The organism is Synechococcus sp. W65.1 (assembly GCF_047461615.1).
GTDB lineage: Bacteria > Cyanobacteriota > Cyanobacteriia > Thermostichales > Thermostichaceae > Thermostichus.
Map to the genome: position 1 here is coordinate 12,353 of NZ_JANSHI010000016.1, position 23,748 is coordinate 36,100.

The window sequence follows — 23,748 nt, forward strand, 5'->3', positions numbered from 1 at the left end:
GAGATGCAGAAGTTCATTCCCCATGGAACGCCTCATTGCCACCTTCAGCAAAAGCTTCTTCACGTGGGGCCGTCGTTTCCTGGTGCAAGCCGGCGACGGTTTGGCCAGCCTGAAAGATACGGCCCTAGACAGCGGCAACCTGCTCCTCTGTAGGGCGCGCATTGCTTTGGCGGATGCCAGCTTCACCACTCTAAGGGCAATTCGCTCTCGCTTCGGCTCGACCCGCTAGCTACCCAGACCTTGCAGCCGATAGAGCTTGGCATAGAGACCGTTGCGGGCCAGGAGCTCGGCATGGGATCCCTCTTCTTTCAGCTCCCCCCGCTGCAGCACCAGGATGCGATCCACATCGCGGATGGCGGAGAGACGGTGGGCGACGATGAGGGCAGTGCGATCCCGCAGCAGAGTTTGCAGGGCGGATTGGAGGAGGGCCTCGGTGCCCACATCCAGGCTAGCGGTAGCCTCATCCAAGACCAGGATCTTGGGATCCCGCCACATGACCCGCAGGAAGCTGATGAGCTGCTTCTGGCCGCTGGAAAGGTTACTGCCCCGCTCCCGCACAGGGGTGGCATAGCCCTGGGGCAGGCTACCGATGAACTCGTGCAGGTGGAGTTGGCGGGCAACCCGCTCTACCTCGGCCAGATCCCCTTGCTCACCTAGGGTGATGTTTTGCTGGATATCCCCGGAAAACAGGAAGCCCTCCTGCAGGAGGACCCCTAGGTGACGGTGCAGCTCAGCCTGGGGCAGGTCGCGAATGTCCACCCCGTCGATGCGAATGCAGCCGCGGCTGACGTCGTAGAGGCGGCAAAGGAGGCGGATGATGGAGCTTTTGCCGGCACCGGTGGGCCCCACGAGCGCTACCTTTTCGCCGGGGCGGATGGTGAAGCTGAGGTCTTTGAGCACCCACTCGCCAGGGTTGTAGGCAAACCAGACGTGCTCGAACTGCACCTCCCCTCTGGCCGTGGGGGGCAGGTGGCGCGGCTGGGCGGGATCCCGAAGGGTCACCGGCAGGCTGAGGATGTGGTCGATGCGTTCCACAGCGGTGAACCCTGACTGGAGGGCAGTGAACTTTTCTGCCAACTGGCGCAGCGGGTTAAAAAAGCGCTGGGAAAAGAGGATAAAGGCGTAGAGGCTGCCCAAGGTCAGGGGCTCCGTAAGCAGGGGCAGGGATCCTCTCCAGTTGCTCTTACTAGCGGCGATGACCTGCTGCCCGCCTACCCAGAGGAGAGCAGCCACTGCCAACCACGCAACCCACTCCAAAACGGCAGAAAGGGCAGCGTCGTAGAAGATGGTCTGATCCACCTCTTGGATATGGCGCCGATTGATGGTTTGAAACATCTTGCTGTTGAGCCGCTCCCGGCAAAACAGTTGCACCACGGCAATGCCCAAGAGGTTTTCCTGGATCCAGGCGTTGAGCTTGGAGAGCTCTTCCCGGGCGCGAAAGTCGGCAAGGCGAAAGCGGCGCTGCAGCTCGACGACCAAAGCGCTGATAGGCAGGACGAGGAGGATGAGCAGCAGGCCCAGATCCCAGCGCTGGCTGAGCATCACCGTGGCAACGACCAGCAGGGTAAACAGGTCGCTGACAATGCCAACCGCACCGGTGGAAAACACGTCCCCCAACGCTTCCACGTCGCTGGTGATGCGGGTAATCAGCTTGCCCACGGGGGTGCGGTCAAAAAACTGAGCCGGCAGGGCCAGAACGTGGGCAAAGAGATCGTTGCGGATGTCGCGGGTTATCAACTGCCCCAGCTTCTGGCTGGTATACCCTTCCAAGGCTTGAAAAACCCAGCGGACAAGCAGCGTGAGCAGCAACAGGCCCAAGTAGGGCCAGAGGCCGGCAAGGGGCCTACTATCCCCCTGGGCAAAGGCTTGGGCGATGGGGCCATCCAGAGCCCGCTGCAGGATCAAGGGCTGCACCGCATCCGCCAAGGCCAGGGGGGGCAGGAAGGCCAAGGCAGCCAACAACAGCTTCAGGTGCCGCCGGGCGTAGGGCCAGAGCAGCCGCAGCAGCCGCCAATCGCTTCGGGGATCCCTGGAGGAAGCGGCCTCGGAGGAAGAGGTAGGAAGGCTCACGGACTTCTACCCAAGAACGCTGATGACACCTCGTGGAGATTGGCGCGCGCCAGCAAGGAGCTGGGGCACAGCTAAACCCGACAAGGGTCCGCCAAGCCGTGGTTCAATGTCTCAGCCATGGGCGCAAATCCCATTGCCGCACCGCTGTCGCGAACGAAGACTAGAGGGAAGCTCCGTTCCCCACCTGGGCAGAGAACTGAGAAGGGACCATCTTGGTGCCCACACCGGCATCGGTCAGCAGCTCCAGGAGCAGGGAGTGAGGGGAGCCGCCATCCAGGATGTGGGCAGCGCGCACCCCTTGGGCCAAGGCGCGAATGCAGCACTGCACCTTGGGGATCATTCCCCCTCTGACCACCCCTGTCCGGATCAACTGGCGGGCCGTCTCGATATCCAGGAGCGTAATCAGGGAGCTGGGATCCTCAGGATCCCTGAGAATGCCTGGGGTATCGGTGAGGAGGATTAACTTCTCTGCCCCTAAAGAGGCTGCCAGCTCCCCGGCCACGGTGTCGGCGTTGATGTTGTAGGCTTGGCCGGTCTCGTCAGCGGCCACACTGGCAATGACCGGGATCTGGTTGCCCTCTAGCAGAGTGTGCAGCACCCGCGGGTTGACGCTGCTCACCTCCCCCACAAAGCCAATTTCCGCTCGACCCTGGGAGCGAGCTCTAATGAGGTTGCCATCCCGGCCACACAGCCCCACCGCCGATCCGCCAGCCAGGCTAATGAGCTGGACAATCTGTTTGTTGACTTTGCCCACCAGCACCATCTCCACCACCTCCATGGTGGCGGCATCGGTTACCCGTAGGCCGTCGACAAACTTGAAAGGGATGTCCAGCTTCTGGAGCCAACTGTTGATTTCCGGCCCCCCGCCATGCACCAGCACCGGCCGAATGCCGACACAGGCAAGAAAAACAATATCCCGCAGCACCTCAGCTCGGCGCTCCTGCTGCACCATGGCGGCGCCGCCGTATTTGATGACCATGATGCGCCCCTGGTACTGCTGGATGTAGGGCAGGGCTTCGAGGAGAATCTGCGCCCGTGTTAGGGGATCACAGGCCACAGCCTGAGAGCTGGTTGCTGCCGAAAGAGAGGCGTTGCTCTGCACGGCCAAAAGTCTCGTGTAAAACTTCCCGAAGATCGTACTAGAAACTAGCAGACGGCTAGCTGCGCAAGGTAACCGGAAAGCGCTTTTCTAGCTGTGCCCTCACCTGGTTTTGCGCAGCTTCCACTTCGGCATCGGTGAGCGTGCGATCCAGAGCGCGATAGACCAGCCGGAAGGCCAGACTGCGCTGCCCTGGCGGTACCCCTTGGCCGCGGTACTCGTCAAAAAGCTGCACCGACTGCAACAGAGGGCCTGCCGCCTGGCGGATGACCTCCTCGATTTCCGCCACCGATAGCTCCAGCGGCGCAAAGAAGGCAATGTCCCGGGCCGAGGCGGGGAAAGGGGAAAAGGGGGAAAATTGCACCCGGCCCCGCCTCTCTAGGCTGGCTAGCAAGGGATCCAACTCCAGCTCAAACCCATAGACCTCCTCCGGCAAATCTTTCTCCTGGCAAAGGCGGGGGTGAAGCTGCCCGAATAGGCCAAGGCGGGATCCCTCAATCCAGATGCCAGCCTGTCGACCCGGGTGCAACAGCGGCGATTGCGCCTCAGGGGGATCCGGGCGAAATTCCGGGGTAAACCCCAGCCGCTCCAGTGCCGAGACCAAGAGCCCCTTGGCCTCGAACCAGTCCATGGGCCGGTTGTGGTGCCGCCAGTCATTGGGGTTGAGATCCCCGCCCAGAATGCCCCCCAAGTGCTCCGCCTCTTGATAGGGCTCAGGACTGGAGGGAGGGGCATAGGCAAAGACGTGGCCAATTTCAAAAGCCTGCAGGGGGCCATTCCCCTGGGCCCAGTTGTAGCGGAAGGCCTCCACCAAGCCAGGCAGCAGCGCCTTGCGCACAGCGGAGTACTCGGGGGAAAGCGGATTGGCGATTTTGACCAGGGAGCTGTCCTCGTCCGCTGGACAAAGGGAGATGTGGTACACCTCCGTCAGGCCAATGCCCCGCATCACCTCGCGAATTTGCCGCGTCAAAGTCTCCCGTGTCGAGAGGGATCCCACCAGCGGCTCCGTGGGCAGGGTTTCGGAGAAGCGGTTGTAGCCGTAGAGGCGGGCAAACTCCTCAATCAGGTCGATCTCTCGCTCGACATCCCGCAAGCGATGGGGGGGAACAGATACCTGCCAAACGCAGCTAGCCACGCTGGCCGTCGCGGTAGCGGGGTCGGCCTTGGGGGCAACTGCCTGAGAGCGGGAAAGCTGAAAGCCCAACGCCGACAGGATTTCCTCCACCTCCTCTGGACGCACCTCGTCCCCCAGCACGTCAATAAGCCGCGACAGCCGCAGCTGGAGCGTCCGCTCCAAGGGTGGCCGCTGGTCAAACGTGGTCAGGCCCACCACCGCGCCTCCAGCCAGCTCCAAGATTAACTGCACCGCCCGATCCCGCGCCAGCTCAAGGGTAGCCAAGTTAACCCCTCGCTCATAGCGGGCCGAGGCTTCGGTGCGCAGCCCCTGCAAGCGGGACGAGCGGCGCGTGACCACGGGGTCAAAGAGGGCTGCCTCCAGAAAAACCTTGGTGGTGGCTGCGTCTACTTCCGTCTCCTCCCCTCCCATGACGCCAGCCAGGGCCACCGGTCGGCTGCCGGCAACGATGAGGTGGTTTTCAGCGTGCAAAGTACGGATTTGGCCGTCCAGAGTTTTCAGGGTTTCTCCCGGCTGGGCAAAGCGCACTTCGATGGTGGGTTCCTCCTTGCCCATGACCTGCAGTAGGCGATCCCAATCGAAAGCGTGCAGGGGCTGGCCCCATTCCAGCAGGATCAAGTTGGTAACATCCACAACATTGTTGATGGAGCGCATGCCGGCGGCGGCCAGCCGGTGTTTGAGCCAGTCGGGGGAAGGGCCAACCTTCACCCCCTCAATCAGCACGCCGCTGTAGGCGGGACAAGCTTTGGCATTGGCAATGCGCAACTGGAAGTTGGGGATGGGCAGAGCCTGCAGGGGCTGGACGGGTGGCAGGCGTAGCGGGTTGCGGGTAAGAGCGGCCACCTCGCGGGCAATCCCCACCATGCTTAGAGCGTCGGCCCGGTTGGCGGTGGAGGTGAGATCCAGCACCACATCGTCCAGGCCCAGCAGGGGGCGCACATCAGAGCCCAGCGGATGAGCCTTGAGGTCCAAATCGGGGGGAAATTCGTGGATCCCCGCCGAAGCTTTCTCCAGGCCCAGCTCAGCCAGAGAACAGATCATGCCTTCCGAGAGCACCCCTCGCTTTTCCGCTTTGGCGATGGTCAGGTTCACCGCCGGCAAATGGGTGCCTGGTGTAGCCACAGGAACCAGCAGGCCAGGACGGGCGTTGGCAGCTCCGCAGACAATCGTGGCCGGCCGTTCGCCTCCCAAATCCACCTGACAGACCCGCAGCCTATCGGCATTGGGATGGGGCTCGGCAGCCAGGATCTTGCCCAGAACCACTCCCTCTGCCCAACGTCGGCGATCCTCAATCTCCTCTACTTCAAAGCCCACCATGGTGAGGGCTTCCGCCAGTTCTTCCGGGGAAAGCTCAAAATCCACCAGTTCCCGCAGCCACTTCAAGGAGATGCGCATCGCTACTCCAGGGTGCCAACGCCGCACCCATTATCAGATCCCCCTCCAAAACCGGCAAGAGACTCCCTATCCCCCGGCAGCAAAGGTGGCCATGAGGATCAATGACAGCAAGATGCCTGGAAAGAGCAGGGCTATCAGGAGCAGGAACTCGGAAAGCGTCATAGGCCAGAGGTAAGCAGAGGCATCACTTTTCAGGCTAGACTCTTCCAGTTGCCTTTCCTCCCTCGGTTTGGGATCTCTTCCGGCTAGCAAGGTCCTGACCCCAATCGCAACAAGCTTTGCCCTCCTGCTGGGTACTTTGGCAGGCCGTAGGCAACCAAGGCAGCCTAGGGCAGGGCATCGAGAGTTCCCACCCTCTAGGGCGGGGAGGATGGCAAAAAGAGGTAAAGAACTTCTCCGACAGCCGCAATGGGCATTCAAGGCAAGCGCATTGCCGTCGAGCCTGCGGATCTTCGCCCCTGGCTGAAAGCAGCAGTCCTGGCGGGGGGCGGCGAAATTGTGCCCCTCTCAGAAGCAGAAGCCTTGGTCTGGACCGATGGTTTCGACGTGCCAGGTTTAAGGCGTTGCTTGGCAGAGGGCCAAGGGATCCGCTGGGTGCAGTTGCCCTGGGCGGGCGTGGAGCCTTTTGCCCAAGCGGGGATCTTGCATCCCGCTTACGTGTGGACCTGCGGCAAGGGGGTGTACGCCCAGGCAGTGGCCGAGCATGCCCTGGCCCTCACCCTGGCCGGCCTACGGGATCTGAAGATCCGCGCTTTGGCCCAGACTTGGCAGCCGGGATCCGGCACCAGCCTCTGGGGCAAGCGGGTGGTGATCTTTGGGGCAGGGGGCATTGCCCAGGCCCTGATCCAGCTGCTGCAGCCCTTTCAGTGCGCCATCGATGTAGTGCGGCGCAGGGCGGATCCCTTGCCGGGAGCCGGCCGAGTGGTGACGCTGGCAGAGCGGCAGTCGGTGCTGGCGGGGGCGGATGTGGTGATCCTGGCCTTGGCCCTTACCCCCGAGACCGAGGGGATCATCGCCCGGCCAGAGCTGGAGCAGATGGGATCCGGCTGCTGGCTGGTCAATGTGGCGCGCGGCAAACACATCGTGACTCCCGACCTGGTGGCTGCTTTGCAAGAAGGAATCATCCGGGGCGCCGCCCTGGATGTTACAGACCCGGAGCCGCTGCCCCCTGGACATCCCCTCTGGAGCTTGCCCAATTGCCTAGTTACCCCCCACACAGCTGTTACCGATGCCATGATTGTCCCCGCTTTGTCTGAGCGGGTGCGGGAAAACGTGCGCCGCTTTCGGCTGGGGGAGCCTTTGTTGGGAGTGGTGGATCCAGTTCTGGGCTATTGAGCGGGGTTGCTTGAAGCTGCGGCTTTAGACGCGAGCGAGCTCCTGGACGCGGGCGGCGATGGCCTCGGCCATCTCCTGAGTGCCCACAGGCTCCCCTTGGGCCAGGTCATAGGTGACGTATTTGCCTTCGGCAATGACCGACTGCACTGCCGCTTCTACCCTCGCGGCGGCTTCCCGCTCGCCTAGGTAGCGCAGCATCATGGCCCCGGAGAGGATGAGGGCAGAGGGGTTGACCTTGTTCTGACCAGCATATTTGGGTGCTGAGCCGTGGATGGCCTCAAAGACAGCGATGCCATCGCCAATGTTGGCCCCCGGCGCCACCCCTAGCCCGCCAATCATGCCAGCGCACAGATCCGAGATGATGTCCCCGTAGAGGTTGGTGAGCACCAGCACATCGTAGAGCTGCGGCTTTTGCATCAGTTGCATGCACATGTTGTCCACGATGCGATCCTCAAACTCGATGTCGGGGTACTCCTGGGCCACCTCCCGCGCCACCTGCAAAAACAGCCCGTCGGTAAACTTCATGATGTTGGCTTTGTGAACGGCCGTTACCTTTTTGCGGCCATTTTGGCGGGCATATTCGAAAGCAAACTTGACGATGCGGCGGCTGCCAAACTCTGAGATGGGCTTGATGGCAATGGCCGATCCCTCGCGGATGAACTTGCCGGAAAGGCGCATCATCTCCTCTCGCGCCTGCACAGCTTCGGGGGTCCCCCTTTCAAACTCGATCCCGGCGTAGAGATCTTCAGTGTTTTCCCGCACCACCACTAGGTCGATGTTTTGAAAAGGGCTTTTGATGCCAGGGATAGATTTGGCCGGGCGCAGGTTGGCGTAGAGGTCTAGCTCTTTGCGGATGGCTACATTGACGGAGCGAAAGCCCGTGCCTACAGGGGTGCCAATGGGCCCTTTGATGGCCACTTTGGTTTCTCGGATGGACTCCAACACCTGCGGCGGCAAAGGCGTGCCGTATTTCTCAATCACCTCTACCCCTGCTTCCACCTGGATCCACTCCAGTTCCACCCCGGTGGCCTCCAAGACCGTGGTCATCGCCTTGGTTACTTCCGGGCCAATGCCATCGCCGGGAATCAACGTTACCCGATAGGCCACAAGTGCTTCTCCTTGGTTGACACCCCACAAGAGCCCCCTTGGCCGCAATCGGCCAGGGATCCCCTGAGCTTAAACGAAGCTTAAACGACTATAGAACAGATTGGGGCCGAGAATGTTGCCCCGCTAACCCTTAGCCTCCCAATCTGGACAGAACTAGAGGATCCGCAGCGGATCCACATCGAGGCTGACGCGGATCCCCTGGGGGATATGTCCAAGGGCGCTGCGCAAGTGGGCATCGATCTGGGCGCGATCCCAGGGCTGACCGGGAAGCTGTTTGAGCAGGATCTGCCAGCGGTAGCGGCCGGCAACCCGTTCCACTTGGGCTGGCCCTGGGCCTAGCACTTCAGCTGGGATCCCTTGCAGGCGTTCGCCCACGCGCTGGCAATAGCGCTCCAGTGCCTCCAAGCAGGTGCTGCTTAGGCGGATCAAGATCAGGGCTCGGTAGGGAGGGTAGCCCCCCTCTTGGCGTTGGCGCAGCTCGGCCTGGACAAAGCCCTCGTAGTCGTGGGCCAGCACCGCTTGCAAGATGGGGTGCTCTGGCAAATAGGTCTGGATAATGGCCTGGCCCGGCAGGGATCCCCGTCCTGCTCGGCCCGCCACTTGGGTGAGCAGTTGAAAGGTGCGTTCACCAGCGCGGTAGTCAGGCTGGTGCAATAGTCCGTCGGCAGCCACTACCCCCACCAGCGTCACCTGGGGAATATCCAGCCCCTTGGTGAGCATCTGGGTGCCCACCAGTACCTGAGCCTTGCCGCTGCGAAACTGCTCCAGCAAGTTGCGGTGGGATCCCTTGCGGCGGGTGGCATCGCTGTCGTAGCGCAGGATCCCTAGCTGCGGCCAGTGCTGCTGCAGCACCTCCACCACCTTCTGGGTGCCGGTACCAAAGTGCTTTAGGTAGGGCGAACCACAGGCAGGGCAGCGCTGGGGATGGGGTTGGCGGGCGCTGCAGTAGTGGCAGCGCAGCTCCTGCCTGCCCTCTAGGTGAACGGTAAGGGAGACGTCGCAGTGGGCGCAGGTGAGGACAAAGCCGCAACTGCGGCACAAAACAAAGGTGCTGTAGCCGCGGCGGGGGACAAAGAGGATGGCCTGTTCCCCCCTCTTCAAAGTCTCGTGCAAGGCTTGTTGCAGGCGACGGCTAAGAATGCTGCGGTTACCCGCCTGCAGCTCTTGGCGCATGTCCACCAGCTCCACCTGGGGCAGGGTGGCCGGGATCCCCGCCTGGGGAATGCGCTGGGGCAGGGCCAGACGAACCCAGCGCTGCGGATTCTGGAGGTGGGCGGCGTAGGTTTCCACTGCGGGTGTGGCGCTGCCCAAGACCAGGGGACAGTTGGCCAGCTCAGCCCGCCACTCCGCCACTTGTCGAGCGTGGTAACAGGGCTGGGGCTGATCCTGCTTGAAGCTGTCGTCGTGCTCCTCGTCCAAGACAATCAGGCCAAGATTGGCCAAGGGGGCAAACACCGCCGAGCGCGTGCCAATGACCACCTGGGGAACAGAGATCACCATCTGCCGCCAGAGGTCGTAGCGCTCCCCTGCCGAGAGGCCGCTGTGGTAGGTCCACACGCGGGATCCCAGCCGCGCCCGAAAGCGGTCCGTCAGTTGCGGAGTAAGGCCAATCTCCGGCACCAGCACCAAGGCCGACCGTCCCTGCTGCAGCACCTGGGCAATGACCTGCAGGTACACCTCCGTCTTGCCCGAGCCGGTGACCCCGTGCAGCAGAAAGCGTTGGTTTCGCCCCAGAGCTTGGCCAATGGCCGCCACTGCCTCGGCCTGGGCTGGCGTCAGAGGCTTGGGCCGATCTTGCTCCACAGGCCGGTCGGCCTCCCCCAGCCGCAGCAGGGGCCGCTCGTAGAGGTGCACCCGGCCTTTGCGGGCCAGGCTCTGCAACACCGACCGACTCACCCCCGCCAGACGCTCCCACTCGACTAGCAGCAGCTCCCCCCCTTTTTGCTTGAGGATCTGCAGCGCTTTCTGCTGGGGCAAGCTCAGCCCCTCCAGCGAGTCCTCCACCAAGGTGGCTGCCTGCTGGGTTTTTACCCTACCCCCCTGCTGCTCCTGCCAGAAACTTTCCACCCAACCCCGCCGCTGCAGCTCCCGCAGGGCCAGCTCGGCGCCGGGCACCTGCTGCTGGAGGTAGCGCCAAGACAGCTCCCCCCCTTTTTCCTGGAGCAGCCGCAGCAAAGCCTGGGCGGCCGGCGAACATTCCCCTTGGGGGGATCGAACCAGGCGGATCCGTCGCTGGGAGCGGCTAAGCAAGCCAGGGGGCAAGACCGTGCGCACCACCTGCGCCAGGGGGGTGAGATAGTAATCGGCTACTCGCTGCAGCAGGGGCCAGAACTCCTTGGGCAGGATCCCTTTGGCCACCACTGCCTCAATTGTCCGCACCGACTGGGGCTCTACCCCTGCCGGCAACTCGGCACGCCAGCCCAGGGCTACTGCCCCCGCTACCTGCTGGCCAAAGGGGACGCTGAGGAGGTCGCCGGCCTCTGGCTCCCATCCCTCCGGCACACGGTAGATGAAGCACCCCCCCAAACGAGGATGATCCACCCACACCTCCAACCAGCGGGGAGGAGCGGACTGCAAAACGGGATCCCTCACGGACGGGACAAAAACCGCGGCAGATCTACCGCCCGCTTCCCGGCCCGAGCCAGCAGGGGTCGCGGCTGAAGCGCGGGCTTGGCGGCTTGGAGGGAAGCAGGAGACTCCGCTCCCTTGGGTGTGTCAGCCCCTTTGGCAACCCCATCAACCCGAGCTGGGATCTCTAGACCCCTGCGCTCCAGGGCCGCCTTGAGGCTAAGCACATGCATCTGTTGCTGCTCGCACTTCTCTTTCAGGGATCGGTTCTCTTCTAAAAGAGCCTCTCGCTCTGCCTGCAAAGCCTTCACCTGCGCCTCCAAGGCTTCGGCTTGTTCCTGCAAATGGGCAATGGCCACCTGGGCAGAGCGCAGCTGCGATTGCTTGGCAGATTGCTCGGCAAGCTCATCCAAAGCCGCCTGAAGCTGCTGCTCCAACGCCTCGATGCGCTGCTGAGCTTGGGCGTACTGTTCCTGCCAGTGGGCAATTTCTGCCTGGGCTTGGGAGAGGGCTGCCTCCAATTCCTGTCGTTGTTCTTGCCAGCGCTGCTGCGCTTCCGCTTCCGTCTCCGCATAGCCCGCTAGCCGCGCCTCAAGGCGCTCCCGCTCTCCCTGCCAAGCTGCCTGCTGCTCGGTGTAGAGAGCCCGCAGTCTGCTCAGCTCTGCCTGCGTTTCCGCCAGTTGGGTGCGGGCTAAAGAAAGCTCGGCCTTGAAACGCTGTAACATCTCCACCCGTTTTTGAGCCAGGTCCTGGGCTTCTACCAGCGAGGCTTGGAGCTCCTGCTGACGGTGTTCCCACTGACGGCGCTCCTGGGCATGGGCCAACCGCAGCTGCTCAAGCTGCTCCTGCAGGGCCTCAATATCTTGGCGCTGCCGCTCGTTGAGTCGTTGTCGTGCTGCCAGCTGAGCTTCTTGCTCCGTGAGCAGAACCTTTTGCTCTGCCAAGGTTTGCTGGAGCTGGTGCAGGGCGCGCTCCCGCTCCTGCAGCTGAGTGCGCAGGGCTTGTACCTCAGCCTGCAGGTTTTCCTGAAGGGTGCGCCGCTCTTGCAGTTCCGCTTCAGCTTTGAGCAGCCGGGCCTCCAACTGCTGCTGCAGAGCCAAAGCCTGCTCTGACTTGGGATCCGGTTCCGAGACAGAGTCCTTGACCGAACGGCCAGCCTGTGCCTCGGGAAGGGTAGGGTCCAGCTTGCCTGAGGAGGGAACCTGCATAGGGAGAGGAAGCAGTGGAGGTAATGACGAGGCTTCTTGAAGTATAGGGAGATTTTCTAGGGGGTTCAAGCTAGCGAGCAGAGCTCCATGCCCTCCGGCCCCCAGCTAGGCAAAGCAGCTGCCCTAGCTTTCTGCTCCTCTCAACTCCCTCACTCCCCAGCCTAACTACTGTCATGGAGCTTAGCGGACTCGAACCGCTGACCCCTTCAATGCCATTGAAGTGCTCTACCAACTGAGCTAAAGCCCCAAGTCCCACTAGAAGCTAGAAGTGTGGACAACAGCCTTACTCCTAATTTTAAAAGAAGCGGCCTTGCTGACCAAAGGTACCAGCTACTTTTGACCTCTCTCCAGCTTTGGAAGATCTCTACCCCACGCCTGGCAAGGACTTTACGTAGTCCCCTAGTCCGCAGTGGGGGCCCTTAGCCGCCCGTACTTCTCCAGGCTCGAGCCCTGGCAATACCCTGCCGTAGGCTACCTGGGTGACAACTGCCAGTATACTACAACCCTCCCCCGTCTGCACTGCCCTTCCCCTCGCTCGCCTGCAGAGCAGTGGGGATGCAGTCGCTACAAAAGCCTGCTGGGTGATAGAACAAAGTCAGTGACAACGGGGGGGTTGTGACTCAGGAAAGCCAGTTGAACCGCATTTTGGCGGCTGCTTTGCTGGTGGTTTGCCTAATTGCGGCCCTTGTCGGCAGTAGACGCCCTGCAGCCGAGTTGGCTCGAGGGGGAGCTCCTCAAGGGGCAAGTCGCATCGAGGTGGTCGCTCTCGAGGGTCCTATCGGCGGCTTGCGCCGCTCAAGCTTGGTGGGCTTGCCCACCTCCCCTTTGGAGCAGTTGCGGGAAGCGGTTGACGATAGCGCTGTCAAAGCCGTCCTGCTGCGCATCAACAGCCCAGGCGGGGCCGTGGGATCCAGCCAGGAACTCTACCGTGCCGTTACCGCCCTGCGCGAAGCCGGCAAGCCTGTGGTGGCCGTCTTGGAGGACATTGCCACCAGTGGCGGTTACTACGTGGCCAGTGCTGCCGACAAAATCTACGCCAACCCCGGCACCCTGACTGGCAGCCTAGGGGTACTCATCAGAGGCCTTAACTTTAGCAAGCTGCTCGACACTTACGGCATAGAGCCGCAGACCTTCAAAACCGGCGAGTACAAGGACATGCTCTCCCCCTTTCGCCCTGCCACTCCCCAAGAGCGGCGCCTGCTGCAAGAGCTGGTGGAGAATACCCTCGACCAGTTTATTCGCGATGTGGCCCGCGGGCGCCAGCACTTGCCGGAAAAAGGGGCGGAAGAGGTGCTGGATGCGGAGATGATTGCGCGGCGGCAGAGTTTGGATGAGGTGCGACTGCGCCAGTTGGCCGATGGGCGCCTCTTCACCGGAGCGCAGGCGGTGGAGCTGGGCCTAGTGGACGCCTTGGGGGGGTATACCGAAGCCGTGGAGGATCTGCGGCGGATGACCGGGGATCCCTCTCTGTCGCCGGCAACCAGAGACCCGTTCCAACGCGCCCTGCGGCGGCTATTGAGCCAAGGGCTGCCTCCAGCAGGGCAAAGCTTCTGGCTGGGTCAACTGCTGGGAGACGAGGAGGCTGGCGGGATCCCAGAGCTGCCGCTGTTGTGGATGGCGCCGGCCTGGACTTTGCGCTAAATCTAACCTTGGCCGGGTGTGAGGGTGAGTTGTGGATCAAGAAGTGTCCACGTTGGACGACGCTTCTACTTTGACTGCGGTTGCGGTGCCGGGAGCAAGGACAGACTCCTGGACGGCGTTTAACCCGGAGCTAGAGCTGCTAACCAGCCGCGCGTGGGTGGAAATTGACGCAGCCCAGTTGCGAGAAAACCTAAGGCTGTTGCAAGCCCGCCTAGGCCCAAACGTCGAGATCTGGGCGGTGGTCAAGGCCAATGCCTACGGCCATGGAGCTCAGCTAGTGGCTCCTCTGCTGGTGGCTGCAGGGGCCAAGGGGCTATGCGTGGCCACGCTGGCCGAAGGGATCGAGCTGCGCCAGACAGGCCTACAGGCGCCGATCCTGATCCTGGGCGCTTTGAATACCTGGGCGGAGCTCCAGCAGGCCATGGCAGCGCGGCTGGAGATTAGCCTTACCCGCGCCGAGCAAATCCCCCTGCTGCGCCAGGTGGCCTCCTGGGCCGGGCGGCCCGTTCCAGTCCACGTTAATGTCGATACCGGCATGACCCGCCTGGGGATCCCTTGGCAGGAGGCTGCCGCCGTCTGGAGGCAGATCTGCCGGATCCCTGAGCTAGAGATCTGTAGCCTATTCTCCCACTTTGCAACCGCAGACGAGCCCAACTCGCCGGCAATGGCCCAGCAAGAGGCCCGTTTTGCCCAGTTGGTAGAGCAGATCCGCCAGGCCGGGGATCCCTTGCCGCCGTTGCATCTGGATAACTCCGCCGCCGCCCTCACCTGCCTTCACTACTCCCGCGTGCGGCTGGGGCTAGTCCTCTACGGCTTGTCTCCTGCTCCTCACCTGCAGGTGCCTGGGCTTAGACCCATCCTGCGCCTTAAAGCGCGGCTGACCCACATTCAAACGGTGCCTGCCCACACGGGTGTCAGCTACGGCCATCGCTACATCACCCGCCGTCCCAGCCGCATTGCCACTCTGGCCATTGGCTATGCCGATGGGATCCCAAGGCGGCTTTCCGGCTGGCTGCGAGGGTGGGTGCGTGGCGGCCTGATCCAGCAGGTGGGCACCATCACCATGGATCAGTGCATGTGGGACGTTACCGAGAGGCCGGATATCCAGGTGGGAGACGTGGTGGAGCTGTTGGGCCCCCATCTGGGAAGCATGGGCTTATCGATCCAAAACTGGGCCGATCAGTTGGGCACTATCCCCTACGAGTTGCTTTGCGGGCTTTCTGCTCGCCTGCCAAGGGTGCTAGTCAACGCCTGAGCCTGCCACTGGCGCAAGCTCCCACCAGTTAGAGAATTCCCGTCCCCTGGGGCTTTTTCCTGAGCTTGCTTCTTTTCCTCTGGCTTGAAGAACTCACGCCCCTTGCTCGAAAGGCCAGAAGAAAGCCGCTGCTCCTTGTAATCTGCCTCAATTTGTGAGACAATCAGAAAACTGTGCTTTTGCTTGCACGGCTCTTGTCGTCTATCTGGCCAATTAGGGGATAGTATGGTACACACGCTATCTGGCCAATTAGGGGATAGGTCTCTGGCTCTAATCGGGATCCACTGCATCCTAGAGCTGTACGACTGCCCGGCCCACCTCTTGGATGATGTCTCCCTGGTGCAGCAAGCCTTGCGGGAGGCGGCAAGACGCTCCAACTCCACCCTTTTGGGTGAGCTTTACCATCCCTTTGAGCCGCAGGGAATCACGGCGCTGGCCCTCTTAGGAGAATCCCACATCTCCATCCACACCTGGCCTGAAGTGGGTTATGCAGCGGTGGATGTGTTTACCTGCGGGCGCCATACGCGGCCTGAAGCAGCCTGTGAATATTTGATTGAGGTCTTTCAAGCGCGACGGCATTCGCTGCGCAAGCTGCCTCGCCGAACCACGGAGCCGGCGTCCCTTGAGGAAGTGACGCCCTTGCCTGAGGCAGTTAGTTGTGAAACAGCTAGACGAAGGCGCTGAGATTGCACCACCTTTGCCAAGCTACCCATGAACCTGCCAAGGAACTTCTTCTGGGCCCAGGAGTACTTTACCCCCTGGAGCTACACTGCCTTTGCTATTACACGCATCCTGGCCTACCGAAAGACCCCCTTTCAGGAAATGCTGATTGCTGAGATGGGGGCCTATGGCAAGGGCTTGATGCTGGATGGGCATTGGCAGTCCACCACGCTGGACGAGTTCCTTTACCATGAGGCGCTCGTCCATCCCGCCCTTCTCCAAGTTGTCCAGGGGGGTGGGATCCCTCGGCGCGTGCTTGTACTGGGGGGAGCGGAAGGGGCAACGCTGCGGGAGGTGCTGCGCTGGCGCTCGGTGGAGCAGGCGGTGATGGTGGACATCGACGGAGAGGTGGTGGAGGCCTGTCGGGAACACTTGCCAGAAATGCACCAGGGGGCCTTTGAGGACCCGCGGGCACAGGTAGTGATTGCCGACGCTTTCGACTTCCTCCAGCAGACAGAGCCGGTTTGGGATGTCATCCTCTCCGATCTTTCGGATCCCGTGGAAGCTGGCCCTGCCGCCCGCCTCTTTACCCAGGAGTTTTTCTGCCAGATCCGCTCCAAGTTGCAGCCCGGTGGAGCTTTTGCCCTCCAGGCTGGGCCGACAAGCCCCTTGGAGTTGGAGCAGCACACCCGCATCGTTCACACCCTCAAAACCGTGTTTGCTGCTGTGCAGCCCTACGCCATCTACGCCACCACCTACGGCGGGCCTCTTGGATTTGCCCTAGCAGCTCAGGCTCCTATCCCCTCCAGGCCGGAGCCGGAACAGATCGACCAGCTTCTGGCTCAGCACTTGGATCCCAGTCGAGGGGAACTGCGCTTCCTCGATGGCACTGCCCTCCTGGGCCTTTACCAGGTTCCTGTCTATGTGCGCCGCGCCATTGCCGCTGAGACCACCGTCTACACCCTAGACAACCCTCCTCAGGTCGACTAAGTCGCTGGTAAAAATGGGCTCCTGAGGTATTTGTCTTTGGTGCCATAACTTGGTAGATTCGTGAACAGGCGAATTCCGCTTCCCCAATGAGAGTTTTAGTTATTGGTGGTGACGGATACTGTGGCTGGGCAACGGCCCTGTACCTATCCAACAGGGGCTACGAGGTGGCCATCCTCGACTCGTATATCCGCCGGCTTTGGGATCTGCAACTGGGAGTTTCTAGTCTGACACCCATTGCCCAGCTTGAGCAGCGGGTGGATCGCTGGAAGGGGCTGACTGGCAAGGATATTCCCATCTTTGTTTGCGATGTTACTAACTACCAAGCCCTAATTTCCTGCATGCGCCGCTTTGAGCCAGAGGCTATTGTGCACTTTGGCGAGCAGCGCTCTGCTCCCTTCTCGATGATTAGCCGCGAACATGCGGTGATGACCCAGGTCAACAATGTGGTGGGCACCCTCAACATCCTCTATGCCATCAAGGAGGAATTTCCCGACTGCCACCTGGTGAAGCTGGGCACCATGGGTGAGTACGGCACTCCCAACATTGACATCGAGGAGGGATACATCACCATCGAGCACAACGGCCGCAAGGATACCCTGCCCTATCCCAAGCAGCCGGGATCCATGTACCACCTCTCCAAGGTCCATGACAGCCACAACATTCACTTTGCCTGCCGCGTCTGGGGCCTGCGGGCTACCGACCTGAACCAAGGGGTGGTGTATGGCGTGCTCACGGAAGAAACAGGCATGGACGAGGTCCTGATCAACCGCCTCGACTACGATGGCGTGTTTGGCACGGCCCTCAACCGCTTCTGTGTTCAGGCAGCAGTCGGCCATCCGCTAACAGTCTACGGCAAAGGAGGCCAGACGCGCGGCTTCTTGGATATTCGCGACACCGTGCGTTGTGTGGAGCTGGCCATCGCCAATCCTCCTGAGCCAGGCCAGTTCCGGGTGATGAACCAGTTCACTGAACAATTTAGTGTGGAGCAGCTAGCAGTGATGGTGCAAAAGGCTGCGGCTGCCATGGGCTTGAAGGTGGAAATCCAACACCTGGAGAACCCCCGCGTTGAGCTGGAAGAGCACTACTACAACGCCAAGAACACCAAGCTTCTAGATCTGGGCCTTCAGCCTCACTACCTGTCGGATTCGCTGCTGGATTCGCTGCTCAACTTCGCCCTCAAGTACAAGGACCGGGTGGACGTGCGGCAGATTCTACCTAAGGTGAAATGGAGAGGCTAGCCTTCTAGACAGGCCTGGGCTACACTTAGCCAGCCGCGGGCCAAGTTTTCCAGGTTATACCCCCCTTCTAGGCCAAAGACAGCCTTAGAGGTTACCTCTTTCAAGCAAAGACGGGTCATGCGACCAAAGTCTTCCGGCTCTAGCAGCATATCGGCCAAGGGATCCCCTTTGGCACAGTCGAAGCCGGCACTCACCAGCAGCAAATCGGGCTGAAAGGCTTTTAGGAAAGGCAGAACCTTCTCCTGCAAAGCTTTTTCGTAAGCCGACCAGTCGGATCCTGCAGGCAGAGGTACGTTGCAGAGGTTGCCGTGGATCCCGGTTTCCTCGGCCAGTCCTGTGCCGGGGTAGAGAGGAAACTGGTGGATGGAGGCATAGGCCAGTTGGGGATGGCGCTCCACCACCGCCTGGGTGCCGTTGCCGTGGTGTACGTCCCAATCAAAAATGGCTACCTGCCTGACTCCTGACTGCTCTAGTGCCCACAGGGCGGCGATGGCGGCGTTACTGAAGAGGCAAAACCCCATTGCCCGCTCCGGCTCAGCGTGATGCCCAGGCGGACGACACAGCACCAAAGCTGGCTGTCCTGTGGCCAAAGCCGAGGCCGCTGCAGCAATCCAGCCGCCCACTGCCCGCCGCGCTGCTTCAAAGCTGCCTGGAGAGACAACTGTATCGGCATCAAGGTAACCCCCACCTGCTGCCGCCAGCTCGGCCACCTGTTGGATATGCCTAGGCGAGTGGACCCGCTCCAGCTCCCCCAGCTCAGCCAAGGGGGGATCCCGCCACTCCAGTTGGTTGGCAAAAGGGGCCTTGCGCAGGGCTTTGGAAATAGCTTGCAGGCGGGCCGGGCGTTCCGGATGAAAGGGACCCGTATTGTGGCTAAGAAAAGTTTCAGAATAGTAAACGGGCAGCATTTAAGGCAGCGCCTTCGCAGTGTAGCTAACCCTCCTTCTACCCGTAGAACACCTCCGACATCGCTGCTCCCACGTAGGGATCTTCAAAAGAGTCCTGTTGCAGCTTCTGCTTGACCACATCCCGCACCACCGAGCGGAGCAACTCCAGTTCTGAGGGGCTAAGCTGGTCGCGGCTAGGGCATTCATCGGCAGCCAGCAACCTATAAGCAGGGGGAACCCGGTTGAGAATCTGCTGCAGCAGGGATTCCCGCTCCTTGGCGTCATGAAACACTTGCTGGTGGGGGTGCTCGGTGCAGAGTAAAGTTTCCAGTTCTGCCAATGCCAGGTACTCGATGATATTCACCAACATTTTTTCCATCAGAACTTCCCTCCTAAGAATCTCGGCCGCTTTTAAACAAGCATTAAACAAAGGGCGCTAGCTCCTACTTCTCCTCTGCTCTTGCCACTGGACTTTCCTCTAAAGGCTTGACATTCAAGCCAAAGTAGATCAACTCCCTCACTAGCAGGAAGCTGTCGTCAATTATTAACCTTGTGCTCCTGCTGGCATTACCGCCAGCGGGAAATTATCGGCGTTTTGGAAAGTGCAGAGTGGGAACTTTAACAAAGACTATAGAAACTCTTCTGCACCTGGAAACAAGGGTCTTACTACTCCTCGGCGTTTATGCTAGCACGCAACTATGTAAGAAACTGTGGAACTATTAAAAACTTCACGTGCTTCACATATTTCTTGACAGCCGACTGGGGAAAACCGGCAAAGCCCCAGTCTGAAAGGTCGACCCGCAGAGCTAGGGATCTAGCCGGCTAAAGGCAACTCAACCCGTTCGGCTTGGATCCAAAAAGACTCCAGGTCGTAGTACTCCCTTTCGTTTTGCATCATCACGTGGACGATGAGATCGGCGTAGTCAATGAGGATCCACGAGCCTGAGTCTTGACCTTCAATGCGCTGCGGTGTCCGTTGCCACTCCTCCCAAAGCCTTTCCTCAATTGCCTGGGCAATGGCGCGCACTTGCGTCAGCGAGTAGCCACTGACTAGAAGAAAGTAGTCTGCCAGTGTGGAAACCCGAGATACATCCAGCAGGACAATGTCGCCACCTTTTTTTTCTTCCGCTGCGCGAGCTGCACTCAGCGCCATGCGATAGACGGGATCCCTGGCACGGGCAGGCATGAGCTGTAGCAACTAAGACCCTCCTGAAACGACGGAAAGAACTGGAGACGCAGACCTCTGGAAATCCTTTTGATCCAAAGGATGGAGCAGGAAATAATTGCGAGTCATGAGGGTGCGTGGATGAACCACCTGATTCCGGTTTAGCAAAAATCTCAGGCTTAGATCGCAAACCCCCACCACAGCTTTAGATAAATCTACAAAAGCCAGGCGCCGCAACTGCTCCAGCTCTGGGCTGCTGCCGCGGTTGGGTTCCAGAGCATCGGCTACAAAAACCACACAACTAAGCGGACCCATGCCGGGCTGGCCTAGGGTGTGGTTGGCGATGGCCGCCAAGATCTCCGCATCCTGCACCTGAAACTGTTCCCGCGCCAACAGGGAGCCCACCTCGGCGTGGAGGATGTGGGGCTCAGCCCGTTCAATCTCGTCTAGCTCCCGCTCCCGAGCTACCCGCTGCAACAGTTGCTCCGCCGGGAAAGACTTAGCTAAGTCGTGCATCAGACCTGCCCAAGCGGCTTTCTCCTCATCCAATCCGTAGTGAGCCGCCAGTTGCCGGGCCATTGCCTCGACTCCCAAGATGTGGCGCAGGCGGGGAGGAGGCACCCGCTCCTGCAGCCAGGCCAACACCTCCTCGCGCCGCAAGGCTAGGTTAGTCATTTTGCAACTTCAACACTGCCATAAACGCCTCTTGGGGCACATCCACTGTTCCCAGTGCCTTCATGCGCTTTTTCCCTTCTTTTTGCTTTTCCAGCAGCTTGCGCTTGCGAGTTACGTCTCCCCCGTAGCACTTGGCCAAAACATTTTTGCGCAGCGCAGGGATAGTTTCGCGGGCAATGACGCGCGAGCCAATCGCCGCTTGGATGGGCACCTCAAACTGGTGGCGTGGGATCAGCTCGCGCAACTTAGCCACTAGAGACCGGCCCACCTGAAAGGCTTTGTCCCGATGCACAATCGTGGAGAGAGCGTCCACCGGCTCGCCATTGATGAGGATATCCAGGCGCACCAGATCGTCAGCCCGATAGCCCACCATTTGGTAGTCCATGCTGGCGTAGCCGCGGGTGCGAGATTTCAACTGGTCAAAAAAGTCAGTGATCACTTCCGCCAGAGGCAATTCGTACACCAGCGTCGTGCGGCCCTGAGCCAGATACCTCATATCCTTAAAGATGCCGCGCTTAGTCTCGCACAGCTCCATCACCGCGCCAACGAATTCCTCCGGCAAAATCATCTCCACGCGGACAATGGGCTCCTCAATGCTAAGGCGCTCGTTGGGAGGAGGCAGCTTGCTGGGGTTATCAACCCGGAGCACCGAGCCATTGTTGAGGGTAACTTGATAAACCACCGTTGGGGCTGTAATCACCAGGTCCAGGTCGTACTCCCGCTCTAGCCGCTCCTGAACCACCTCCATATGGAGGAGGCCCAAGAAACCACAGCGGAAGCCAAAGCCCATGGCAGGGGAGACTTCCGGCTCAAAGTGGAGAGCGGCATCGTTGAGCTTCAGCTTTTCCAAGGCCTCTTTGAGTTCGGCGTACTGATCCGAGTTGCTGGGAAAAAGTCCACAGAACACCATTGGCTTGGCTTCTTTGTAGCCGGGCAGAGGCTCAGGAGCCCTGCGATGAACGAGGGTGATGGTGTCCCCCACGCGGGCGTGCTCAACGCTTTTAATGGCAGCGGCAATGTAGCCCACTTCCCCGGCGTGGAGAGACTCAACCGGCTCTTGGTGGGGGCGCATCACTCCCAGCTCAGTAACCTCGTACTCCCGGCCAGAGGCCATGAAGCAAATCTTGTCCCCCCTTTTCACCTCCCCATCCACAATGCGCACATAGACAATCACACCCCGGTAGGGATCGTAGTAGCTATCGAAGATCAAAGCCCGCAAGGGATCCGCTACCGTATCCTGCGGTGGCGGTACCCGCTGCACAATAGCCTCGAGAATCTCTGAGATACCGAGGCCCACTTTGGCAGAGGCTAGGATCGCCCCGCTGCAGTCAAGGCCAATCACCTGCTCGATCTCGGCAATGACTCGCTCGGGGTCGGCGCTAGGCAAGTCAATTTTGTTAATGACGGGGATAATTTCCAGGTTGTTCTCCAAAGCCAGGTAAACATTGGCCAGGGTTTGGGCTTCCACACCTTGAGAAGCATCCACCACCAACAGCGCCCCTTCACAGGCAGCCAGCGAGCGGGAGACCTCGTAGGAAAAATCCACATGCCCTGGCGTATCGATGAGGTTGAGGACATAGTCCTGGCCGTCTTGGGCACGGTAGTTCATGCGGGCCGCCTGTAGCTTGATGGTGATGCCCCGCTCCCGCTCCAGTTCCATGCTGTCTAGAAGCTGCGGCTTCATCTCGCGGGCTGAGACGGTGCCGGTTGCCTCCAGCAGCCGGTCGGCAAGGGTAGACTTGCCGTGATCAATGTGGGCAATGATGGAAAAGTTGCGAATGCGGGAGACGGGGACGTCAGTCATAGAAACCAAGTCAGGGCAAAGATTTTTTACAATGCTAGCTTGTTTGTCCCTCTAGCTAAGCCAAGCTTATTCAGCGGTTGACCACCGTGGCCCGCACTCCTGGCGCAAGCAGGGCTTAGCCACCTGGGTGGGGGTGAAGGCTAGCTGACAAACCAGGGTTAAGGTTTGTTGCATAGTAGGTAGTAGGGTGCCCCTTCGCGCTACTTGGAGGCAGCCCTCTTTGCGCAAGGCTTGGGGTAGCGGGCCGTAATGACTCCCCTAGAAGAAGCGGCGGAAGCGGCGGCTAGGCTGCTGGTGTTTCGGGACATCTGCGCCCATCCCCTGGCCCTAGCCTGGCAGGAGCTCATTCAGCAGTTGATGAGCGGGGATCCCTTGCCCTGCTGGAGAGCCTATGGGCGTTGGTTTGAGCTTCTGGCCCAGCAGGGCTTGAGTTGGCGGGAGTGGCTGATCCGGGAGATCCGCTGGGCCGATAACCCTTTCTCGCGGGCGGCGCTGCAACCGCAAGGGATCCCAGCACCCCTTCTGCAAGCGGCCCGCCACGATCTCCGTTGCCTGCAGCTCATAGCCAATAGCCAGGAGACGATCGCCGAGCAAATGCAGGCGCTGGGCCTAGGGATCTCCTGGCCAGATGAAAACAGCAGCAGCTCTAGCTGGGATCCTCGCCCCTTGGCCGATTGGGGCCAGAGCCTGGAGGCCTTGATTGCCCACTACCGCCAAGCAGGGGCAGGGCTCTGTGGCCGCTATTGGGCCTTTCGCTGGGGGCCAGCAGGGCTAGAAGGGATCCCTGCTCCCGACTTGCCCGAATGGGAAGAGATTTACGGCTACGAACAGCAGAAACAGCAGCTGGCCGCCAACACCGAAGCGCTGCTGCGGGGGGATCCGGCTTTGCATGTGTTGCTCTACGGAGCGCGGGGCACCGGCAAGTCTTCGCTGGTGAAGGCGTTGTTGCGCCGCTACGGCCCGCAGGGACTGCGCCTACTGGAGCTAAGACCCAGAGACTTGATGCAGTTGCCGGAGATCTTGGCGGAGCTGCGACAGCAGGCGCTGCCCTTTGTCCTATTTGTAGACGACCTCTCCTTTGAGGCGGACGAAACGGAGTTTAAGCAGCTCAAGGTGCTCCTAGAGGGAGATCTCGTCCCACCGCCGCCCAATGTGCGCCTCTATGCCACCAGCAACCGCCGCCACCTTATCCGCGAGTTTTTTGGCGATCGTCCCAACCCCCAAGATCAAGAGATCCACGCCTGGGATACGGTGCAGGAAAAGCTGTCGCTGCGGGATCGCTTTGGCCTTACCCTTACCTTTGCCCCTTTTAGCCAAGCCGACTATCTGGCTACGGTGGAACACTTGGCGCAGCGGCTGGGCCTCTCTCAGCCTTTAGATACCTTGCGCCGCCAAGCGCTGATCTGGGCTCAGCAGCAGAACGGCTTCTCCGGTCGCACCGCCCGCCAGTTTTTGCAGGCCCTGCAGGCCGGCCTGGTGGAAGTTGGATAGCCCCAAGCCGGTGGATTTTTTCCGT

General features: G+C 60.7%; 19 protein-coding genes and 1 tRNA gene. 8 read left to right on the forward strand and 12 right to left on the reverse strand.

What is annotated here, in order from left to right; all coding sequences use genetic code 11:
• The first annotated feature begins 22 nt into the window (after positions 1-22).
• Positions 23-229, forward strand: a complete 207-nt coding sequence (locus NW806_RS09270; RefSeq protein ID WP_414393856.1) for a hypothetical protein — start codon at positions 23-25, stop codon at positions 227-229.
• Here NW806_RS09270 and NW806_RS09275 read toward each other — a convergent pair.
• The 3 genes from NW806_RS09275 to pheT all read right to left on the reverse strand — a co-directional run bounded on the left by NW806_RS09275 (position 226) and on the right by pheT (position 5,699).
• Entirely contained in the window at positions 226-2,070 is a 1,845-nt protein-coding gene (locus NW806_RS09275) for an ABC transporter ATP-binding protein (RefSeq protein WP_414410889.1), read from the reverse strand. The genes NW806_RS09270 and NW806_RS09275 overlap by 4 nt on opposite strands.
• Positions 2,071-2,230: 160 nt before the next feature.
• Positions 2,231-3,127, reverse strand: a complete 897-nt coding sequence (gene argB, locus NW806_RS09280; protein ID WP_414410915.1) for an acetylglutamate kinase — start codon at positions 3,125-3,127, stop codon at positions 2,231-2,233.
• Positions 3,128-3,227: 100 nt separating this feature from the next.
• A complete protein-coding gene (gene pheT, locus NW806_RS09285) occupies positions 3,228-5,699 on the reverse strand; it encodes a phenylalanine--tRNA ligase subunit beta (protein WP_414410890.1) in 2,472 nt (823 codons plus the stop codon).
• A 408-nt stretch (positions 5,700-6,107) separates the two neighbouring features.
• Between pheT and NW806_RS09290 the strand changes: the two genes are divergently transcribed.
• On the forward strand, positions 6,108-7,034 hold the full coding sequence (locus NW806_RS09290) for a D-isomer specific 2-hydroxyacid dehydrogenase family protein (RefSeq protein ID WP_414410891.1): 927 nt from the start codon (positions 6,108-6,110) through the stop codon (positions 7,032-7,034).
• A 24-nt stretch (positions 7,035-7,058) separates the two neighbouring features.
• On the opposite strand, the gene NW806_RS09295 is transcribed toward NW806_RS09290, so the two are convergent.
• From NW806_RS09295 to NW806_RS09310, 4 genes are all read right to left on the reverse strand, one after another.
• Positions 7,059-8,141 carry an isocitrate/isopropylmalate dehydrogenase family protein gene (locus tag NW806_RS09295; protein WP_414410892.1) on the reverse strand — a complete coding sequence of 361 codons (1,083 nt, stop codon included), beginning with the start codon at positions 8,139-8,141 and terminating at the stop codon, positions 7,059-7,061.
• A gap of 153 nt (positions 8,142-8,294) precedes the next feature.
• Complete coding sequence (gene priA / locus NW806_RS09300; protein WP_414410893.1) at positions 8,295-10,718, reverse strand: primosomal protein N'; 2,424 nt, start codon at positions 10,716-10,718, stop codon at positions 8,295-8,297.
• Positions 10,719-10,729: 11 nt separating this feature from the next.
• Positions 10,730-11,917, reverse strand: coding sequence for a hypothetical protein (locus tag NW806_RS09305; RefSeq protein WP_414410894.1), 1,188 nt, complete (start codon positions 11,915-11,917; stop codon positions 10,730-10,732).
• Positions 11,918-12,091: 174 nt separating this feature from the next.
• Positions 12,092-12,164, reverse strand: a tRNA-Ala gene (locus NW806_RS09310).
• A 386-nt stretch (positions 12,165-12,550) separates the two neighbouring features.
• Here NW806_RS09310 and sppA point away from each other — a divergent pair.
• From sppA to NW806_RS09335, 5 genes are all read left to right on the forward strand, one after another.
• Positions 12,551-13,558, forward strand: coding sequence for a signal peptide peptidase SppA (gene sppA / locus NW806_RS09315; RefSeq protein WP_414410895.1), 1,008 nt, complete (start codon positions 12,551-12,553; stop codon positions 13,556-13,558).
• Positions 13,559-13,589: 31 nt separating this feature from the next.
• Positions 13,590-14,813: an alanine racemase gene (alr, locus tag NW806_RS09320; RefSeq protein WP_414410896.1), complete on the forward strand. Its 1,224-nt coding sequence runs from the start codon at positions 13,590-13,592 to the stop codon at positions 14,811-14,813.
• A 225-nt stretch (positions 14,814-15,038) separates the two neighbouring features.
• The gene (gene speD, locus NW806_RS09325; RefSeq protein WP_414393840.1) at positions 15,039-15,497 is read left to right on the forward strand and encodes an adenosylmethionine decarboxylase; all 459 of its coding nucleotides are present in this window, start codon (positions 15,039-15,041) and stop codon (positions 15,495-15,497) included.
• A gap of 27 nt (positions 15,498-15,524) precedes the next feature.
• A complete protein-coding gene (locus tag NW806_RS09330; protein WP_414410897.1) occupies positions 15,525-16,463 on the forward strand; it encodes a spermidine synthase in 939 nt (312 codons plus the stop codon).
• 86 nt (positions 16,464-16,549) lie between these two features.
• Positions 16,550-17,701, forward strand: coding sequence for an NAD-dependent epimerase/dehydratase family protein (locus NW806_RS09335; protein WP_414393836.1), 1,152 nt, complete (start codon positions 16,550-16,552; stop codon positions 17,699-17,701).
• Here NW806_RS09335 and NW806_RS09340 read toward each other — a convergent pair.
• The 5 genes from NW806_RS09340 to lepA all read right to left on the reverse strand — a co-directional run bounded on the left by NW806_RS09340 (position 17,698) and on the right by lepA (position 22,232).
• The gene (locus NW806_RS09340; protein WP_414410898.1) at positions 17,698-18,609 is read right to left on the reverse strand and encodes a histone deacetylase; all 912 of its coding nucleotides are present in this window, start codon (positions 18,607-18,609) and stop codon (positions 17,698-17,700) included. The genes NW806_RS09335 and NW806_RS09340 overlap by 4 nt on opposite strands.
• A gap of 37 nt (positions 18,610-18,646) precedes the next feature.
• Positions 18,647-18,967, reverse strand: a complete 321-nt coding sequence (locus NW806_RS09345) for a hypothetical protein (RefSeq protein ID WP_414393832.1) — start codon at positions 18,965-18,967, stop codon at positions 18,647-18,649.
• Between the two features lie 435 nt (positions 18,968-19,402).
• Positions 19,403-19,774 (reverse strand): ribosome silencing factor, encoded by a 372-nt coding sequence (rsfS, locus tag NW806_RS09350; protein WP_414393830.1) that lies wholly within the window; start codon positions 19,772-19,774, stop codon positions 19,403-19,405.
• A gap of 12 nt (positions 19,775-19,786) precedes the next feature.
• Entirely contained in the window at positions 19,787-20,428 is a 642-nt protein-coding gene (gene yqeK, locus NW806_RS09355) for a bis(5'-nucleosyl)-tetraphosphatase (symmetrical) YqeK (protein WP_414405651.1), read from the reverse strand.
• Positions 20,421-22,232, reverse strand: coding sequence for a translation elongation factor 4 (lepA, locus tag NW806_RS09360; RefSeq protein ID WP_414393826.1), 1,812 nt, complete (start codon positions 22,230-22,232; stop codon positions 20,421-20,423). Before lepA ends, yqeK begins: the two co-directional genes overlap by 8 nt.
• 249 nt (positions 22,233-22,481) lie before the next feature.
• Here lepA and NW806_RS09365 point away from each other — a divergent pair, with 249 nt between their 5' ends.
• Positions 22,482-23,723 (forward strand): ATP-binding protein, encoded by a 1,242-nt coding sequence (locus NW806_RS09365; protein WP_414410899.1) that lies wholly within the window; start codon positions 22,482-22,484, stop codon positions 23,721-23,723.
• Positions 23,724-23,748 lie beyond the last annotated feature (25 nt).

Bases quoted from the DNA above. Each gene is read 5' to 3' on its own strand.
- NW806_RS09270 (WP_414393856.1), top strand. From the start codon at position 23: ATGGAACGCCTCATTGCCACCTTCAGCAAAAGCTTCTTCACGTGGGGC.
- pheT (WP_414410890.1), bottom strand. From the start codon at position 5,699: ATGCGCATCTCCTTGAAGTGGCTGCGGGAACTGGTGGATTTTGAGCTT.
- NW806_RS09290 (WP_414410891.1), top strand. From the start codon at position 6,108: ATGGGCATTCAAGGCAAGCGCATTGCCGTCGAGCCTGCGGATCTTCGC.
- NW806_RS09305 (WP_414410894.1), bottom strand. From the start codon at position 11,917: ATGCAGGTTCCCTCCTCAGGCAAGCTGGACCCTACCCTTCCCGAGGCA.
- speD (WP_414393840.1), top strand. From the start codon at position 15,039: ATGGTACACACGCTATCTGGCCAATTAGGGGATAGGTCTCTGGCTCTA.
- NW806_RS09330 (WP_414410897.1), top strand. From the start codon at position 15,525: ATGAACCTGCCAAGGAACTTCTTCTGGGCCCAGGAGTACTTTACCCCC.
- NW806_RS09335 (WP_414393836.1), top strand. From the start codon at position 16,550: ATGAGAGTTTTAGTTATTGGTGGTGACGGATACTGTGGCTGGGCAACG.
- NW806_RS09340 (WP_414410898.1), bottom strand. From the start codon at position 18,609: ATGCTGCCCGTTTACTATTCTGAAACTTTTCTTAGCCACAATACGGGT.
- NW806_RS09345 (WP_414393832.1), bottom strand. From the start codon at position 18,967: ATGGAAAAAATGTTGGTGAATATCATCGAGTACCTGGCATTGGCAGAA.
- rsfS (WP_414393830.1), bottom strand. From the start codon at position 19,774: ATGCCTGCCCGTGCCAGGGATCCCGTCTATCGCATGGCGCTGAGTGCA.
- yqeK (WP_414405651.1), bottom strand. From the start codon at position 20,428: ATGACTAACCTAGCCTTGCGGCGCGAGGAGGTGTTGGCCTGGCTGCAG.
- lepA (WP_414393826.1), bottom strand. From the start codon at position 22,232: ATGACTGACGTCCCCGTCTCCCGCATTCGCAACTTTTCCATCATTGCC.
- NW806_RS09365 (WP_414410899.1), top strand. From the start codon at position 22,482: ATGACTCCCCTAGAAGAAGCGGCGGAAGCGGCGGCTAGGCTGCTGGTG.